This window comes from Mycobacterium sp. (assembly GCF_049585075.1).
Classification (GTDB): domain Bacteria; phylum Actinomycetota; class Actinomycetes; order Mycobacteriales; family Mycobacteriaceae; genus Mycobacterium.
The window spans coordinates 1-16,077 of record NZ_JBAUZA010000324.1 but is presented as its reverse complement, the minus strand read 5'-3'; the positions used below and the strand labels follow the sequence as shown (position 1 = coordinate 16,077).

14 protein-coding genes are annotated in these 16,077 nt (G+C 63.5%); 3 read left to right on the top strand and 11 right to left on the bottom strand.

All coding sequences use genetic code 11. From position 1 onward, the window contains the following. Positions 1 to 68: 68 nt before the first annotated feature. Positions 69 to 920, top strand: coding sequence for an enoyl-CoA hydratase-related protein (locus tag WB785_RS15445; protein ID WP_424080200.1), 852 nt, complete (start codon positions 69 to 71; stop codon positions 918 to 920). Positions 921 to 983: 63 nt separating this feature from the next. On the opposite strand, the gene WB785_RS15440 is transcribed toward WB785_RS15445, so the two are convergent. From WB785_RS15440 to WB785_RS15400, 9 genes are read right to left on the bottom strand one after another with little or no spacing between them, the layout of a single operon-like run. Beyond that, complete coding sequence (locus tag WB785_RS15440; RefSeq protein WP_424080199.1) at positions 984 to 2,678, bottom strand: FAD-binding protein; 1,695 nt, start codon at positions 2,676 to 2,678, stop codon at positions 984 to 986. Then, complete coding sequence (locus WB785_RS15435; RefSeq protein WP_424080198.1) at positions 2,675 to 4,030, bottom strand: aromatic ring-hydroxylating oxygenase subunit alpha; 1,356 nt, start codon at positions 4,028 to 4,030, stop codon at positions 2,675 to 2,677. Before WB785_RS15435 ends, WB785_RS15440 begins: the two co-directional genes overlap by 4 nt. Before the next feature lie 16 nt (positions 4,031 to 4,046). Next, positions 4,047 to 5,579 (bottom strand): acyl-CoA synthetase, encoded by a 1,533-nt coding sequence (locus WB785_RS15430; RefSeq protein ID WP_424080197.1) that lies wholly within the window; start codon positions 5,577 to 5,579, stop codon positions 4,047 to 4,049. Between the two features lie 17 nt (positions 5,580 to 5,596). Next, positions 5,597 to 6,469, bottom strand: a complete 873-nt coding sequence (locus tag WB785_RS15425) for an enoyl-CoA hydratase-related protein (RefSeq protein ID WP_424080196.1) — start codon at positions 6,467 to 6,469, stop codon at positions 5,597 to 5,599. Positions 6,470 to 6,486: 17 nt separating this feature from the next. Then, positions 6,487 to 6,723: a biotin/lipoyl-containing protein gene (locus WB785_RS15420; RefSeq protein ID WP_424080195.1), complete on the bottom strand. Its 237-nt coding sequence runs from the start codon at positions 6,721 to 6,723 to the stop codon at positions 6,487 to 6,489. Next, entirely contained in the window at positions 6,716 to 7,714 is a 999-nt protein-coding gene (locus WB785_RS15415) for an alpha-ketoacid dehydrogenase subunit beta (RefSeq protein ID WP_424080194.1), read from the bottom strand. The genes WB785_RS15420 and WB785_RS15415 overlap by 8 nt, the downstream gene beginning before the upstream one ends. A 4-nt stretch (positions 7,715 to 7,718) precedes the next feature. Further along, positions 7,719 to 8,657, bottom strand: coding sequence for a thiamine pyrophosphate-dependent dehydrogenase E1 component subunit alpha (locus WB785_RS15410; RefSeq protein WP_424080201.1), 939 nt, complete (start codon positions 8,655 to 8,657; stop codon positions 7,719 to 7,721). Between the two features lie 50 nt (positions 8,658 to 8,707). Continuing rightward, a complete protein-coding gene (locus WB785_RS15405; protein WP_424080193.1) occupies positions 8,708 to 9,028 on the bottom strand; it encodes a hypothetical protein in 321 nt (106 codons plus the stop codon). A 43-nt stretch (positions 9,029 to 9,071) separates the two neighbouring features. After that, on the bottom strand, positions 9,072 to 9,935 hold the full coding sequence (locus tag WB785_RS15400) for a mycofactocin-coupled SDR family oxidoreductase (protein ID WP_424080192.1): 864 nt from the start codon (positions 9,933 to 9,935) through the stop codon (positions 9,072 to 9,074). A gap of 235 nt (positions 9,936 to 10,170) precedes the next feature. On the opposite strand from WB785_RS15400, the gene WB785_RS15395 reads away from it, so the two are divergent. Both WB785_RS15395 and htpG read left to right on the top strand, forming a co-directional pair. After that, positions 10,171 to 11,388: a CaiB/BaiF CoA transferase family protein gene (locus tag WB785_RS15395; protein WP_424080191.1), complete on the top strand. Its 1,218-nt coding sequence runs from the start codon at positions 10,171 to 10,173 to the stop codon at positions 11,386 to 11,388. Between the two features lie 37 nt (positions 11,389 to 11,425). Continuing rightward, positions 11,426 to 13,378: a molecular chaperone HtpG gene (htpG, locus tag WB785_RS15390; protein ID WP_424080190.1), complete on the top strand. Its 1,953-nt coding sequence runs from the start codon at positions 11,426 to 11,428 to the stop codon at positions 13,376 to 13,378. A 5-nt stretch (positions 13,379 to 13,383) separates the two neighbouring features. Here the strand turns inward: htpG and WB785_RS15385 are convergent, their stop codons facing one another. Both WB785_RS15385 and WB785_RS15380 read right to left on the bottom strand, forming a co-directional pair. Beyond that, the gene (locus WB785_RS15385) at positions 13,384 to 14,634 is read right to left on the bottom strand and encodes an acyl-CoA dehydrogenase family protein (RefSeq protein WP_424080189.1); all 1,251 of its coding nucleotides are present in this window, start codon (positions 14,632 to 14,634) and stop codon (positions 13,384 to 13,386) included. After that, positions 14,634 to 15,776: an acyl-CoA dehydrogenase family protein gene (locus WB785_RS15380; RefSeq protein ID WP_424080188.1), complete on the bottom strand. Its 1,143-nt coding sequence runs from the start codon at positions 15,774 to 15,776 to the stop codon at positions 14,634 to 14,636. The genes WB785_RS15385 and WB785_RS15380 overlap by 1 nt, the downstream gene beginning before the upstream one ends. Positions 15,777 to 16,077 lie beyond the last annotated feature (301 nt).

The following is a 16,077-nucleotide window of genomic DNA, read 5'->3' as shown; positions in this document are numbered from 1 at the left end:
ACGCAGAATCGCACGTTTCGCGCTGAAACAGTGCGACTCTGCGTCTGCTCGCCAATAGGGTGACCCACATGGAGCAGCGCGTCCTCGAAGCCGTGATCTACCAACGCGATCCGCCGATTGCGCGGATCATCCTCAACCGTGTCGACAAAGCCAACACCAAGGATTCGGTCCTGGTCACCGAGGTCGATGAATGCCTGCACGAGGCCGATCGCGACCGCGAGATCAAAGTGGTGATCCTCAAGGCCAACGGCAAGGGGTTCTGTGGTGGGCACGTGGCCCGCTGGGGTCCCGATGAGAATCCGTATCCGGACTTCGGGGACACGTTCGAGGATCTCTACAAGGGCACCGCCGACCTGTTTTTGTGGCCGACGTTGTATCTGTGGGAGTTTCCGAAGCCGACGATCTCGCAGATTCACGGCTATTGCATGGGTGGCGGTATCTATCTGGGCTTGCTGACCGACTTCTGCGTGGCGTCTGAGGATGCGTATTTTCAGATGCCGCTTGCGCAGAGCCTCGGCGAACCCGGCGGGCACACCATGATCGAGCCGTGGCTACTGATGAACTGGCATCGCACCATGGACTGGCTGCTACTGGCGCCGACGCTTTCGGCAGCCGAAGCGCTTGACTGGGGGCTGCTCAACAAGGTGGTTCCGCGTGAGGATCTCGAGGACGTCGTCGAGGAGATGGCACGCAAAATCTCACAGATCCCGTTGACCACGTTGATGGCGGTGAAGAACAGCGTGAAACGCGCCTATGAGTTGATGGGGATGCGGGTGCACCTCCAGGTCAGCCACATCTTGACCAACATGGTGGGCGCGGCTTCCGATGTGCAGGCCCGCCGAGCCGAGCTCATGCAATCAGGCCTGAAGCCAAAGGATTTCGTAGACCGCGACGAGTCGGAGCCGGAACCGCGAACGTGAAGCTGGCTTCACTCTCGACGCCGAATGTGAAGCTGGGCTCACGCTCGGCGGGCCGGCCGGCGACTAGCGGCTCTTCTCGCCGGCTAGCCGGCGCCCGGCGGCATGGCGCGCCGCGACGTAGCCGAACACCATTGTGCTTGCGATGCTCGCACCGGCGCCGGGATAGGTCCGGCCCATCACCGTCGCCGTGGTGTTGCCCGTCGCATACAGACCATCGATCACCCGGTCGTGCTCGTCGAGAACCTGAGCGTGCTCGTTGGTGATCACCCCGCCACACGTGCCGACGTCGGCCGGATAAACCTTGGTCGCGTAGTACGGCGCACGCCCGAGCGGCCCGATGGCCGCATTCGGCCGATACCCCGGATCACCCAGGCAGTCGTTGTACGCCGACTGACCCCGACCAAAGTCGGGGTCGAGGCCCTTGGCCGCGAACTGGTTGAATCGCTCGACCGTGCGAGCCAAAGCGTCAGCGGGCACGTCGATCTGCCGCGCCAATTCACCGATGGTCTCCGCCCGCTTCACCGCGCCGCTGTCAATCAGCCCCGAAGGCAGCCGGCGTTTCAGCGGGTTGGCGCCCGCCACATAGCGACGCACATACCCGTCGTCGAACACCATCCAGCAGGGCACCGCCTTGTTGGCGTACATCGCCTTTCCGACTTCGACGTAGGAGTTCGACTCGTTGCAAAAACGTCGGCCGGTCGAGTCGACATAGATGGCGCCAGGTCGTTGTCGCCCCGAACCCAGCGACGCGGCGGTGGTACCGCCGTTGGCGATGAACACCGAAGGCAGCCACCAAGCTTCGTCCAACAGATCGGTTTTCGCGCCGAGCCGCATCGCGCTCTGCAAGACCTCGCCGGTGTCGCCCGCGTTGGCGATCGACCACTGCGCCTCGTTGGGCTGATCGCCGCTGTAACGTCGTCGCATGTCGGCGTTGTGGCCGAACCCGCCCGCCGCTAACAGAACTCCCCTACGCGCCTGAACATTCAACGGTGTTCCGTCTCGGACGATGCGGGCACCGACGACCCGGCCATCTTCGACGACGAGGTCGTCCATCGCCGAATTGGTCCATAGCGGAGGCTCTCCGTCGCAGAGGTCGATCAGCGACTTGAGCATCTGACCGATCAACGACGCGCCGTTGGTGAGGAGCTGACGGCGACCCATCCGCGCGGTCCAACTGCGCATGAAAACCCGCATCGCCACGGCGAAAGCCTTTGGCGCCCGGTTGAAATACTGCACCGAGCGCAGCTCGTTGGTGAGCACCACGAACCCGTAATTCTTCGCCAGCGACGGCTGCACCTTGTCGCTCCAAGTGCCGAGCTGGGCGGCGTTGAAGGGAATGCCCTCGACCGCGCGGCCAGCAGCATTGCCGCCCTTGTGGTTCGGGTAGTAGTCGCTCCAGCCATCACAGCGGACGAGGTGCACACCCCGGCGGATCAGGAAATCGATCATCTCGTAGCCGGCTGTCAGGAACATCTCGCGGCGGGCGGAAGACGACGGTGCGCCGATGTCGCCCACGACGTCGGCCAGGTAAGCCAGCCCGTCCTCATGCGAATCCGCTATGCCGTCGGCCCGCATCAGCGGATTGTTGGGCAGCCAGACGATACCGCCGGACAGCCCCGTCGATCCGCCGACCAGCCCTTGCTTTTCGACGATCAGCGGCTCGAGCCCGCTGTCGAGCGCGGCGAGTCCCGCCACCATCCCACCGCCGCCGCTGCCCGCGATGAGCAGGTCGACGGTGCGATCCCATTGGATGGTCATCGTGCCTCCGGGTTGAATCCGAGATCGGCGATCGGAACATCGATGGTGGTGTTGGTTTTTTGAATCGCCGGTACCAGGGTTTCGTACGGCAAGCCCGCGAGGAAGCCGTCGACGACCCGTTCGAAGTTCGAGATCAGACCTTCGATCTGGTCCGACAGGCGCATGTACTCGAATCCCTTGGAATGCAGCCCTTTTTGCTGTCGCGGCAAGTTCGAGAAGTCCTGCGCCGGGATCGGTGGCCAGCGCGGGTCGTCCGGCGCCATGGGTACTGGTGGCGTCGGCTTGGGCGTGGTCTGGTCGGGTGGGATGCGGGTCAGCGACCAGATCTCGAACAGCGTTTCTTCGGGACCCAGCGGCCGGATCCGGTACGACGAGGCGCTGCTGTATTGGGGCAGCACAAAGTAATGCGGGAAGCAGAAATTGATCGCCTCGGTGATGCCGTGACGCGCCAACTCGTTGAGGTCGGGGATGTCGCAGCCTCGCGCTCGATGCCAGTGCACGATGGCGTCATTAAGGGTGCTGCGCCAGACGGCCATCGCCTCGGCCGGATCGGACGGCAGCTCCATGTCCTGCAAGCCTTCTGCGATGCGGACGTCGTTCTCGTGGGTCATGCCGGCCATGCCCTCGCCGAGCGTCCGCATGAAATAAATGTTGGTCTGGGCCAGCCCCGGTGGTTTCGACGCGTTGGGCATTGAGGACGGCAGCAATTGGGGGTGGGTCTGCGGGACGTGGTAGCCCTCCATGAAGGCAGCGGTTGCCAGCTTCCAGTTCACCGGCAGCCGGCATGACTCCCACCACTCGACGCGCAACGACTCCACCTTCCAGGCGTCGTAGATCGAAGCGAACGGCTCGAAACAGTCACGCAGCGGTGGCGCGTCGTCGTCCAGGTTGATCCACGCGCATCCGCCCCAAAGGTCACACCTGACCGATACGAGGCGAAGATCATCCGGGTCCAGGTTGTGGTCGTCGAACTCCTCGGGCCTCAGCACGAAGGTGTTGCGTCCGTCCATGCCCCAGCACCAGCCATGGAACGGGCACACGAAGGTGCGCCGATTCCCGTTGCCCTCCACCAGCTTTACCCCGCGATGGCGGCAGGCGTTGTGGTAGGCGCGCACGTTGTCCGCGTCCAGCCGGACCACGATGATGGACTCGTCGAGGATCTCGTACTCGACGTAGTCGCCCGGTTTCGGGATTTCCTCGAGGCGACATGCCATCTGCCACACCCGTGGCCAGAGCAGTTCGGTCTCGAGCGCGTAGAACTCCGGGTCGTAATACCGCTGCTTGGGAATACGGTCGGCCGCTTGGACCGCCCACGGCACCGGAAGCGGCGTCCAATTCACGTTTGTGGTCATGATGACAATCCCTCGTTCATAGGATCCGTGATGCCCGCCCTTGCCAATAACGTTCGCGGATACGCCTCTTGTAGAGCTTCCCGTTCGGGTCCCGTGGCAGGTTATCGAATTCAACTGTGCGCGGGCACTTATAGCCGGCGAGGTGCGCTCGGCAGTACTCGATGAGTTCGGCTTCGAGGTCGGGCCCCGGCGGAACGCCTTCGGCCGGTTGCACGACGGCTTTGACCTCTTCACCGAACTCGTCGTTGGGCACGCCGAACACTGCCGCGTCGACCAGTTTGGGATGCATCACCAGCAGGTTCTCCGCCTCTTGCGGGTAGATATTCACCCCGCCGGAGACGATCATGAACGTCGACCGGTCGGTCAGGTACATGTATCCGTCCTCGTCGACATAGCCCATATCTCCCAACGAGCGCCAGCCGCGGTCGTTGTAGACCGACGCGGTTTTGGCGGCATCCTTGAAGTACTCGAACGCGGGGCCACCTTCAAAGTAAAGCTCGCCGGACTGCCCGACGGGAAGTTCCTGTCCGTCCTCGCCGACCACGTGCACCGGGGCCATTGGTATGCCCACCGAGCCGGGATGAGCGAGCCACTCCTCGGGCCCGATTGTGGTGCCGGCGAACCCCTCTGTCCCGCCGTAATATTCGTGAATGATCGGCCCGAACCAGTCCATCATCGCGTGCTTGACATCCACCGGGCATGGCGCCGCTGCGTGGATCACACACGTCAGGCTAGAGACGTCGTATTTCTCGCGGACGGCCTTCGGCAGCTTGAGCATCCTCACGAACATTGTCGGCACGAACTGCGCGTGGGTGACCCGATGCGTCTCGATTAACCGCAGCACTGCCTCCGCGTCGAACTTGCGCATGATGATCGCGGCTGCGCCAACGCGGTTGACCGCCATCGTGTAGTTGACCCCCGCGGCGTGATACAGGGGTGCAGGTGACAGGTACACGCTCTCAGCACGCATGTCGTACTTGTGGATCAGCGCCATCTCTAGGACCGACTGGGCCCACGAGCCGTTGCCGTCCGTCGGCAGCGGTCGACGAACGGCCTTGGGCCGTCCGGTGGTGCCCGACGAGTACAGCATCTCCGAACCGTCCGAGACCGGCGGTGCAGCACCGGCCGCCGCCACAGCATCGTCGTAGGACTGCCAGCCGGGCAAATCGCCACCGATCGCGATGCGGACACCGACGCCCACATTGGCACTGCGCAGATGCGCCGCAAGGTCACCCATCGAAGCGTCGACGAACACCGCCGTTGCGTCGGAGTCGTCAATGACGTAGGCAACTTCCTCAGGCGTGAAGTGGGTATTGACAGCGGTGTAGTAAAGCCCGGAACACTGACAGCCCCAGGTGATTTCGAAGAACTCAGGCCGGTTCGGCAGTACCAGCGCCACACCGTCGCCGCGGCGCAACCCGGCGTTGTGCAGTACCGCGGCAACCCGTTGGCTGCGGGCATGCAACTCACCGAACGAGACCGTATCGCCGTCGGCGATGATCAGCGCCGGCGACTCTGCGGTGCTGATCGCGTGATCGGCGATGTTCACCAGGAGACCCCGAGAGATTAAGTAGCCGTCGCGCCGTCGGTCGATGCGGCTGCAGCTGCCTGGCGTCGGGCTTGTTCGGACGGCAACACCTTGTCCTTGAACACCGTCTGGATCAGCTCCTGCACGTCCTTGCTGATCGACGCGAGTGCGACCAGGTCGTTGGAGCTCTGCCAATGCACCCGCATGCCCATCAGCTCCCACGCCCGTTTGAGGTTGGCCTTGGTCGCCAGCAGCGTGGTCATCGGCGCCTGGGCGATGTGGCGGGCGATGGCTTCAACGCGCGCGTCGAGTTGATCGCGCGGAACGACCTCGTTGACCAGCCCGACCTCCAATGCCTTCTTGGCGTCGATGACCTCGGCGAGGTAAAGGTAGTACGCGGCGCGCCGCCAGTTCATGAATACCCATGGCTCGATTGAGCATTCACCCGACGGCATGCCGAAGCCCTGCAGCGGCGGGTAGGAGAAGTAGGCGTCCTCGGAGGCGATCACGATGTCGGTGGTCAGCCCGTAGTGGGTGCCGCCACCGACGCAATAGCCGTGCACCTGCGCGATGGTCGGCTTGGAGAACTCCCACAGGTTCAGGATGGGCTTGACGAACAGGTCGGTCTGCGGCTTCCATGGCGTGCCCATGACCTTGCCTGCCTCGACAAACGCCGGGTAGTCGACGGCGTTATTGCCAATCGCATGCCCCGAGCAGAAACCCTTGCCGTTGGCCTTGAGGATCAACACCTTGATGTCGTAATCACGGTCGGCGTCCAGCAACGCCGCGTCGACTTCTTCGGCCAGCTTCTGGTCCTGGGCATTGGCCTTTTCGGGCCAGTTCAGCGTGATCTTGGCGATGGCCCCTTCTTTTTGGTAGATGATCCGTTCGCGAGTCTCGTTGAGATCCATAAGTGCTTGTCCTTTCGTTATGCCGTAATGACGCCGATTTCGGCGCCGATGTCGTAGGTGGTGCCGATCTGGCCGGTCCATTGCACGGTGCCCGAGGCGCCGGCTTCGATTTCCTGTTCCACCTTTTCGGTGGCAATCACGTAGATCGGTGTGCCCTCCTCGACGTGCTCCCCGGCATCGACAAGGAACCCGGTCAGCTCGGCTTCCGAGACGGCCACCGATACCCGTGGGATGCGAATGACGAAGTCAACCACGGATTTTCGCTTTCTCCAGGGTGCGCTGAACGGCATCGACAATGCGCGCCGCCGACGGATAGACCTGCGCCTCCAGCGCAGCCGCGGCGGGGTTGGGGACGAACCTGGCACCCACCCGCTCGACGGGTGCCGCCAGTTCGCCAAACAGTTCGGACTGCAGGATCGCGGCGATCTCTGCTCCTGGCCCGGCGAATTGGACTGCGTCGTGAATGACCACGGCTCGTCGGGTACGACGTGCGGATTCGACGATCGTCTCGACGTCGAGGGGAACGAGAGTGCGCAGATCGACGACTTCGGCGCTCACACCGCGTTCGGCCAACGTCGCCGCCGCCGCGAGGGCCTCGTGCACACTGCGGCCGTAGCTGATCAAGCTGACGTCGGTGCCGGATCGTTTAATGTCGGCCTGGCCGAGCGGAATTGAGAAACCGGGGTCGACGGGAACGGGTCCCTTTTTGCCTTGCAGACGAATGGTTTCGACGAACAGGCATGGATCCTCGTCGAAGATCGCCGCGGTCAGTAGGCCCTTGCCGTCCCGCGGAGTAGACGGCACGATCACCTTCATCCCCGGGATGTGCATGAACCAGGCCTCCAGGCTCTGCGAATGCGTGGCGCCGGTGGCAAGGCCCGCATACACCTGAGTGCGGATGGTGATCGGCGCGGTGGTGCGGCCGCCGGTCATGAACCGCAGCTTGGCGGCGTTGTTGATCAACTGGTCGGCGGCAATGCCAATGAAATCCATGATCATGATCTCGGCCACCGGTAGCAGCCCGTCGATCGCAGCACCGATCGCCGCCCCGACGATCGCGGCTTCCGAAATCGGGGTGTCCAACACCCGATCGTGGCCGTACTTCGTCGAGAGCCCGGCGGTCGGCCCGGACGCGCCGGGATCGGCGATGTCCTCGCCGAGCAGGAACACTCGGTCATCTGCGTGCAGCGCCTGATCGAGCGCGAGGTTAAGCGCCTCGCGCATCGTCATCTCTTTCTCGTCCATGTCTTTACACCGGGAACCTGATCGGAGCTGCATACACGTCTTGGTCGAGTTCGTCGATCGACGGGGAGTCCGCGCCCATCACGGTTTTCAGCGCCGCCTCCACCGCCGCTGCCGCGTCGCTTTCTATGCTGTCGAGCTCGTCGGGTTCGCAGATGCCGGCATCGGCGAGGTAGTTGCGGAACCGCGGCACCGGATCGGCGTCCATCGCCGCTGCCAGCTGATCTTTGGGGATGTATGGCATCCGGTCACCGAAATAATGACCGCGAAAACGAAATGTCACGCACTCGATGAAGGTTGGGCCATCGCCGGCTCGGGCACGTCGCAGCGCCTCATCGAGCGCGGCGGCAACGGCCAGCGGGTCGTTGCCGTCGACACGCACCCCTGGCATGCCGTAGCCGGCCGCCCGGTCGGCGACGTGTTCGAGCTTCATCGTGTCGCTGGTCGGGGTCATTTCGGCGTAGAGATTGTTCTGGCACACAAAGACGGTCGGCAAATCCCACAGCGCGGCCATGTTGGCCGCTTCATGAAATGAGCCGGTGTTGGTGGCGCCATCGCCGAAGCTGACCACGGTGACGCGGTCGAGGCCCTTGCGCTTGGCGGCCATCGCCAGACCGACCGCCACAGGCGGTCCGGCGCCGACGATCCCGGTCGAAAGCATCACGCCCTTATCGGGTTTGGCGATATGCATGGTGCCGCCCTTACCCCGGCTGGCGCCGACGGTACGGCCCATCATCTCGCCGTAGATCTCCTCCAGCGGGACGCCCTTACCAAGCAGATCGTGCAACCCGCGGTAGGTGGTAACCAACTGGTCGTCGGCGCGCAGCGACACACCCATCGCCGCAGCGATCGCCTCCTGGCCGCGCGACGGCCAGTACACGCACATGAATTCTCCGGTGCCGATGCCCTTTGAGAGCCGGTCGTCGGCAGTCTTCATCAGCACCATCAGCGCATAGATGCGCTTGAGGGTTTCCGGCGGCAGCTCCGTAGTGGCCGTCACTTTGTGTAAGAGCCGATCTGCCGATAGATCTTGGGAATTGGCGGCGTCTCCATGTTGAGCAGCTCCAGCGACGACATCTTGCCGCTGGCACCTAGCTCCCCCAGTCGCTGGACCACCGAGTCGAGATCGTCACAGTCGAGCTCATAGATAGCGATGAATGGGCCTTTGCCGTCGGTCGGCGCGAACCGGCGCGCGGACACGATGCCGTCCACCGAGCAGATCTCCGCCAGATGGGTGTCGTTGTACCACGTGTGGTACTCCGCCTCGCGGTCCGGCGAGACCGGCATCGTCTCCAGATAGATCATCCCCTTGGGCATTACCTCTCCAATCCAGTTGAGCTGCAGTTAGATTGACGCAGCCTCATGCGCCGGACCACGGTTTCACCTTGAGAAAACCTCCGGCGTCGACCCGCAGCTGCTGACCGGTGATGTAGCGGGCGGCGTCAGAGGCCAGGAACAGCACCGCCTCGCTGATGTCCTCGGGTTCCACATAAGGCACCGGCATCGCCTGCACCACCGGGAAAACCGGTTCGGCATCCTCGCGCGTGGGGTTTTTCAAGTCCGGCCGGAACGCCCGGTACATCGGCGCGCTGTGCAGCATGTCGGTGTTGACGTTCGTCGGGTGCACTGCATTCATCCGGATGGAGAACTTGGCCAGCGCCAGGGCAAAATCGTTGACATAGTGCGCCGCGGCTATTTTCGCGAACGCATATCCCGCTCCCCCGGGACCGCCATCGATACCGGTGGTGTTCATCGATGACATGAATGCCGCGTTGGATCCGATCACAATGATCGATGCGCCGGCTTGCAAATGTTTGAGGCTTGAGTGCACAAGGTTGAGCACGCCGACCAGATCGACGTCCACAGCATCGGCGAAGGCCTGCGGCGGCAGGCCCGCGGTCAGCGGACAGATCCCTGCGTTGGCGACCACGATGTCGAGATGACCTAGCTCGGCGACACCCCGATCGATCGCCGCGGAGAGGGCGGCCCGGTCGCGGACATCGGCGATTTCGGTGACGACGCGCTGTCCCTCCTTCTCGACGAGCCGCGCGGTTTCGTCGAGGTCCTCCGGACGGGCCAGCGGGTATTCATTGGTTTCGATGTCTGCACACAAGTCGACCGCGATGATGTCGGCGCCCTCGGCGGCGAGCATTCGGGCATGCGAGCGGCCCTGACCGCGCGCGGCCCCGCTGACCACCGCAACCTTGCCCGTCACTCTGCCCATCGCCGGTCCTTTCTCAGCGCTCCGAATACAGGCGAACCGCCCTGGGGCTCATGACTTTTCACGCGACTACCGGGAAGACCTAACGGGGCGCTGACCCGGCCATCAGTTGGGACCGGACGAGCGTTCGACTCCATCGCATCTCTTCCACGACCCTGCGTCGTTGCAGTACAGGCTGACAAATACCTATAGTATCTATACTACCTAAAATAGAAAAGACACCGAAAAGAGTGGTCGCATGTCAGGCGTGCTCAGTGGCGTCCGGGTCGTCGAGCTGGCTTCGTGGACGTATGTGCCCGCTGCCGGTGTCGCGCTGGCCGACTGGGGCGCCGAGGTCATCAAGGTAGAGAGCATCATTGGTGATCCCGGCCGAGCGCTCGTTGTCGGAGGCTTCACCAGGCAGGCGGCCCGCGCCGACACCGACTTCATCCTTGAGCTGAGCAACCGCGGAAAACGCAGCATCGCACTGGATCTCAAGAGTGAGGCCGGCCGGGAATTCTTCGGCCGACTGCTGGCAGAGGCCGACGTGTTTCTGACCAACTGGCTTCCGGCAGCGTTGGAGCGGGCACGGCTGACGGTCGAGGACATCCGCGGGTTCAACCCGAACATCATCATCGCGCGCGGAACGGGCTTGGGGGTGCGCGGGCCCGACCGCGACCGGGGCGGGTTCGACGCCGCCACGTATTTGGCGCGCGGCGGGGTCGCGTACACGCTGACACCGTTCGGCACCGAAAATCCCGCCGTGCAGGGCCCGGCGTTCGGCGACCTACAAGCGGGGATAACCCTGGCCGGCGGCGTCTGCGCAGCGTTGTTCCACCGCGAGCGCACCGGCGAAGCAACGGTCGTCGATTCGTCGCTACTAGCCCAGGCGATGTGGAGCATCGCACCGTCGATTTGTGTCGCCGACCTGTTCGGCATCGACGGCATACCCGGAGCGCCGCCGGGGTTGGCGATGAATCCCCTGGTCAACCGCTATAAGACCAAGGACGACCGGTGGATCCAGATGGTCTTCCTGCAGCCGGACAAGTTCTGGGCCGGGTTCTGTCAGCGAATCGGGCTACCCGAGCTGGCCACCGACGAACGCTTTGTACCGTCGTCGAATCTGGTCGCCAACGCCGCCGAAGCTACCGCCCTGATCGGCGCCAAGTTCGCCGAGCACGACCTGGAGCACTGGCGGCAAGCACTGGCCGATGAGCCCGGGGTGTGGGCGCCGCTGGCCACCCCGCGAGAGACGCTCAACGACCCGCAGAGCAAACCCAACGGCTACCTGATCACCAACGTCGATGCTCAGGGTGTCGAATACGAAATGGTAGCTGCACCAGTACAGTTCGATGAAACGCCACCCGGACCCGGACGCGCGCCCGAACACGGCCAGCACACCGAAGAGGTTCTGCTCGAGCTCGGCTTCGACTGGGACGACATCGCCAAGGCCAAAGATAGCGGGGCGATCCTGTAGCCTGCCCCTCGAATGCGATCTGGTAGAGGGGAATCTCATGACTGCGGGCGTCGAGCAGCTGGAGTTTCAAGCCGAGGCACGGCAACTGCTGGACCTGATGGTCCACTCGGTCTACTCCGACAAAGATTCATTTTTGCGGGAGTTGATCTCGAACGCCTCCGATGCGCTGGACAAGCTGCGGATCGAAGCGTTCCGAAACAAGGACCTGCACGTCGACACGTCCGATCTGCATATCGAGATCGAGGCAGACAAGGATGCGCGGACCCTCACCGTTCGCGACAACGGCATTGGCATGACGCGCGCCGAGGTCGTCGATTTGATCGGCACCCTGGCCAAGTCGGGCACCGCCGAGTTGCGCCAGCAATTGCGCGAAGCCCAGAGCGCTAAAAACGCAGCGGTTTCTGAAGAGCTGATCGGCCAGTTCGGTATCGGCTTCTACTCCACGTTCATGGTGGCCGACAAGGTGGAGCTGCTCACGCACAAGGCCGGCGAGAGCGAGGCCACCAAGTGGGAGTCCAGCGGCGACGGCACCTACACCATCGCCACGGTCGACGCTGCGCCCCAGGGAACGTCGGTCACCCTGCACCTCAAGCCGGTCGACGCCGAGGACGCGCTGCACGATTACACCTCGGAGTGGAAAATCAGGACGCTGGTCAAGAAGTACTCCGACTTCATCGCGTGGCCCATCCGGATGGAAGTCGAAAAGCGCATCGCGGCCGCGGAAGAGGGTGGCGACGAGACCGTCACAACAGAGGTCGAGACCCTCAACTCAGGCAAGGCGCTATGGGCCAGGCCCAAAGACGAAGTTTCGGACGAGGAATACAAGGAGTTCTACAAACACATCGCCCACGCGTGGGACGAGCCGCTCGAGGTCATCTCAATGAAGGCCGAGGGCACCTTCGAGTACCAGGCGCTGCTTTTCATCCCGTCGCACGCGCCATTCGACTTATACCAACCAGGCGCGGACATCGGTGTCCAGCTGTACGTCAAGCGCGTCTTCATCATGGGCGATTGTGACGAGCTCATGCCCAGGTATCTGCGCTTCATCAAGGGCGTCGTCGACGCACAAGACCTGTCGCTGAACGTTTCCCGCGAGATCCTGCAACAGGATCGACAGATCAACGCAATCCGGCGTCGTTTGACCAAGAAGGTACTTTCGACAATCAAGGAGCTGCAGTCTGAGCGGCCGGAGGACTACCGCACATTCTGGGGCCAGTTCGGCATGGTTCTCAAAGAGGGCCTGATGCGGGACTTCGACAACCAAGAGACGTTGCTGCAAATCTCCTCGTTCGCCTCGACGCACAGCGACGACGAACTGACCACGCTCGCCGACTACGTGGAACGGATGAAGGACGGTCAGCAGCAGATCTTCTACGCCACCGGCGAGTCACGGCAGCAGATCCTCAACTCACCGCACCTGGAAGCGTTCAAGGCCAAGGGTTACGAGGTGTTGCTGCTCACCGACGCCGTCGACGAGATCTGGCTGGGGTCGGTGACCGAGTTCGATGGCAAGCCACTGCAGTCGGTGGCCAAGGGCGAGGTGGATCTCGACACCGAAGAGGAGAAGACGGCCCACGAGGCCGAGCGCAAGGAGCGAGAGAAGGATTTTGCCGACCTGCTCACGTGGCTGAAGGAAACCCTGAGCGAGCACGTCAAGGAGGTGCGGCTGTCCACTCGGCTGACCGAGTCGCCGGCCTGTCTGATCACCGACGCCTTCGGCATCACCCCGACCCTCGCCCGCATGTACCGGGCTTCCGGCCAGGACGTTCCGGTCGAGAAGCGAACGTTGGAACTCAACCCGACCCATGCACTTGTCACCGGACTGCAGCAGGCGCATAAAGACCGCGCCGACGACGCTGAGGAACTTTCCAAGGTTGCGGAAACCGCCGAATTGCTCTACGGCACAGCGCTTCTGGCTGAAGGCGGCACACCTGAGGATCCGGCTCGGTTCGCTGACTTGCTCGCACAGCGGTTGGCGCGCACGGTATAGACGGCTTAGTTGCCGTGCCGCACCTGGCTGAAGGGCACACCACGGTCGGCGGCGTACTCGCGGGGGAAGTTCAGCACCCGTTCGCCAATGACGTTGCGGGCCAACTCGCTGGTGCCACCCCCAATGCAGACCGATTGGCGGGATAGGTATCGCAACCCGGTCTGCAGACCCTCCCCCTCTGCGCCGACGACTCCGGCGGTTCCAGTGATTGCCAGCCCGGTGTCCATCTCCAGGGTGACCGTCTCGGCATGGAAGAGCCGGAGAATGGTTCCCGCGGCAGGCGGCAGTATGCCGTCGCGGACGCTGCGGTAAATGTGGTCGCCCAGTTGGTCGCTGACCGCTCGGTGCACTAATGCTCGTCCGGCTAGCTGCCGGACCCGCTCGTTGTCGGCCTGCCCGATCGTCTCGGCCAGCCGCACATAATTCACCGGTGTCGACCGGCCGCCTTCGCTGCCGCTACCGCTGGCGAATTCCGAACTCCCGCCCACCGCGCGGCGCTCGTGGTAGAGCTGGCGTGAGGCGACCGTCCACCCACCGTTGACCTCGCCGACGACGGCGTCGTCGCCGACGTCCACATCATCGAAGAACTCCTCGCAGAACTCGGTCGACCCGTTCAGCTGAGTGATGCGCCGCAACGTGATTCCCGGATGTTTGATCGGAACCAAGAACATCGTCAGGCCATCGTGCTTTGGCACATCCCAATCGGTGCGGGCCAGGCACAGGCCATAGTCGGCGGCGAATGCGCTGGTGCTCCATGTCTTTGCGCCGTTGAGCACCCAGCGGTCGCCATCCCGCTCCGCCCGGGTGATCACGCCGGCGAGATCCGATCCGCCGCTGGGCTCCGACAACAACTGAACCAGCACCTCATCACCGCGCAGCGCCGCGGCGATGTGCTGACGCTTTTGTTCTTCGCTACCCGTGTCGAGCAGCGTCGCACAGCAGATGGTGAACGTGGGCGTGTTGAGGATCAGCGGCATCTCATAGCTGAGGCTCTCCTCGTCGAACGCCTGCTGGTACTCGTAGTCCAGCCCGAGGCCGCCGTACTCGCGAGGAAAGCAGATTCCGGCGAATCCGACGTCATACAAACGCTTTTGCAGCTCGCGAGCCCGCTGCCAACAGCGGTCCTCATCGCGATGGGCGGCCGGCGGATGCGCGGGGTCGATCGGCGGCATGTTCTCAGCCAGCCAGACTCTCGCCCGGGCGCAGAAGTGTTCGATGCTTTCGACGTCCGCTGATGTCGTCTGGGCCTCGGTCATCAGGCCGACCTGGAACCTTCCTGCCACTGGTACACCCGCAGGTTGTGCTCTTCGGGCGTGCCGAACATCGACCGGTACAGGGCAACCCGCCGCAAGTACAGATGCAGATCGTGTTCCCAGGTGACCCCGATTCCACCGTGCATCTGCACACAGCCCTGGACGATTTCGGGTGACATTTCCCCGACATACGACTTCGCGATACTGGCTGACAACCCGGCGTCGGGCGAACGGGCGGAGACGGCGGCCACCGCTGCGGCCGTCGTCGCCCGGCATGCCTCCAACCACATCTTCATATCTGCGAAGTGGTGCTTGAGTGCTTGATAGGACGCCAGCGGGCGGCCAAAGGTGTGCCGGTCCAACGCCCAAGCGACGGTGAAGTCGAAAACTGTTTGCAGAATGCCGATTACCTCGGCGCACTGCAGCACCTGCGCGACCTGGCTCTGACGGTCGATAAGTTCGGCGGTCTCCGCGGCGCTGCCGACGGCCGCGCTGCGCTCGACTTCCACACCGTCGAAATGCACGCGGGCGTATTGCTTGACCAGATCGACCGACTGCTGCGGCTCGATCTGCACGCCGGAGGCGTCGGTGGGCACCAGAAACTGACGCACACCGTGGTCACCTCGCGCCACGACAAGCAGCAAGCCGCTCTGGGCTCCCGCCTCCACACGATCTTTGACACCGTCGATGCGGTAACCCGAATCAGTCTCGGTGAAGGTCACCGACGCCTGATGGGGTGCCCAGCCGTGGCCCGGCTCGTAGACGGCCCACGAGGCCACCGTTTCACCCGAGATGAGCGACTCGATAGCGGCCGCATGCGCCTGCCGCTCAGCGCAGTCCACCAGCCCCGCGAGCACCGTGCTGACCGGGTACAGCGGCCCCGGCGCTACCGTCTTTCCGAGTTGTTCGGCGACCATCGCCAGATCGGCGAAGCCATCGTCCGAGACGCTGCCGCCGCCTAGTTCCTCGGGGACCAACAACCCCGTCCAACCCAGCTCAGCGGCCCGCTGCCACCAGGACTGGTCGAATGAAACGCCCGCCGCGTGCAGGTCCCGCACCCGGCTCAGCGGAACCTCTTTTTGGAGAAAAGCTTGGGTCGTGGAGGCGAAGAGTATCTTTTCGGGGGAATCGACGGCGGCGGTCATGATGTTGGCTGGACCTTCCATGGCCTTTCGTGCGATTCGATCCCAGTCGGAGCTCACTGGTGCCTCCGATGGTAGCAATGAGCAATACCGTAAGAGATACCGGAGTTCAGTCGATAATGACGTCGAGAAGCTGTAGTCGCCGTGGCTGAGGCTGGCAAAGAGCCGAAGGATTCCGCCGAGGCGAAGGCCGACGCGATCGCCTTGGCCGAGCAAGCCGAGGCCGAAGCCGCTGAGGCAGAAGCACTGGCGGCCGCGGCGCGGGCCCGCGCGCGGGCCATCAAATTGCGGCGCGAGGCGCAGG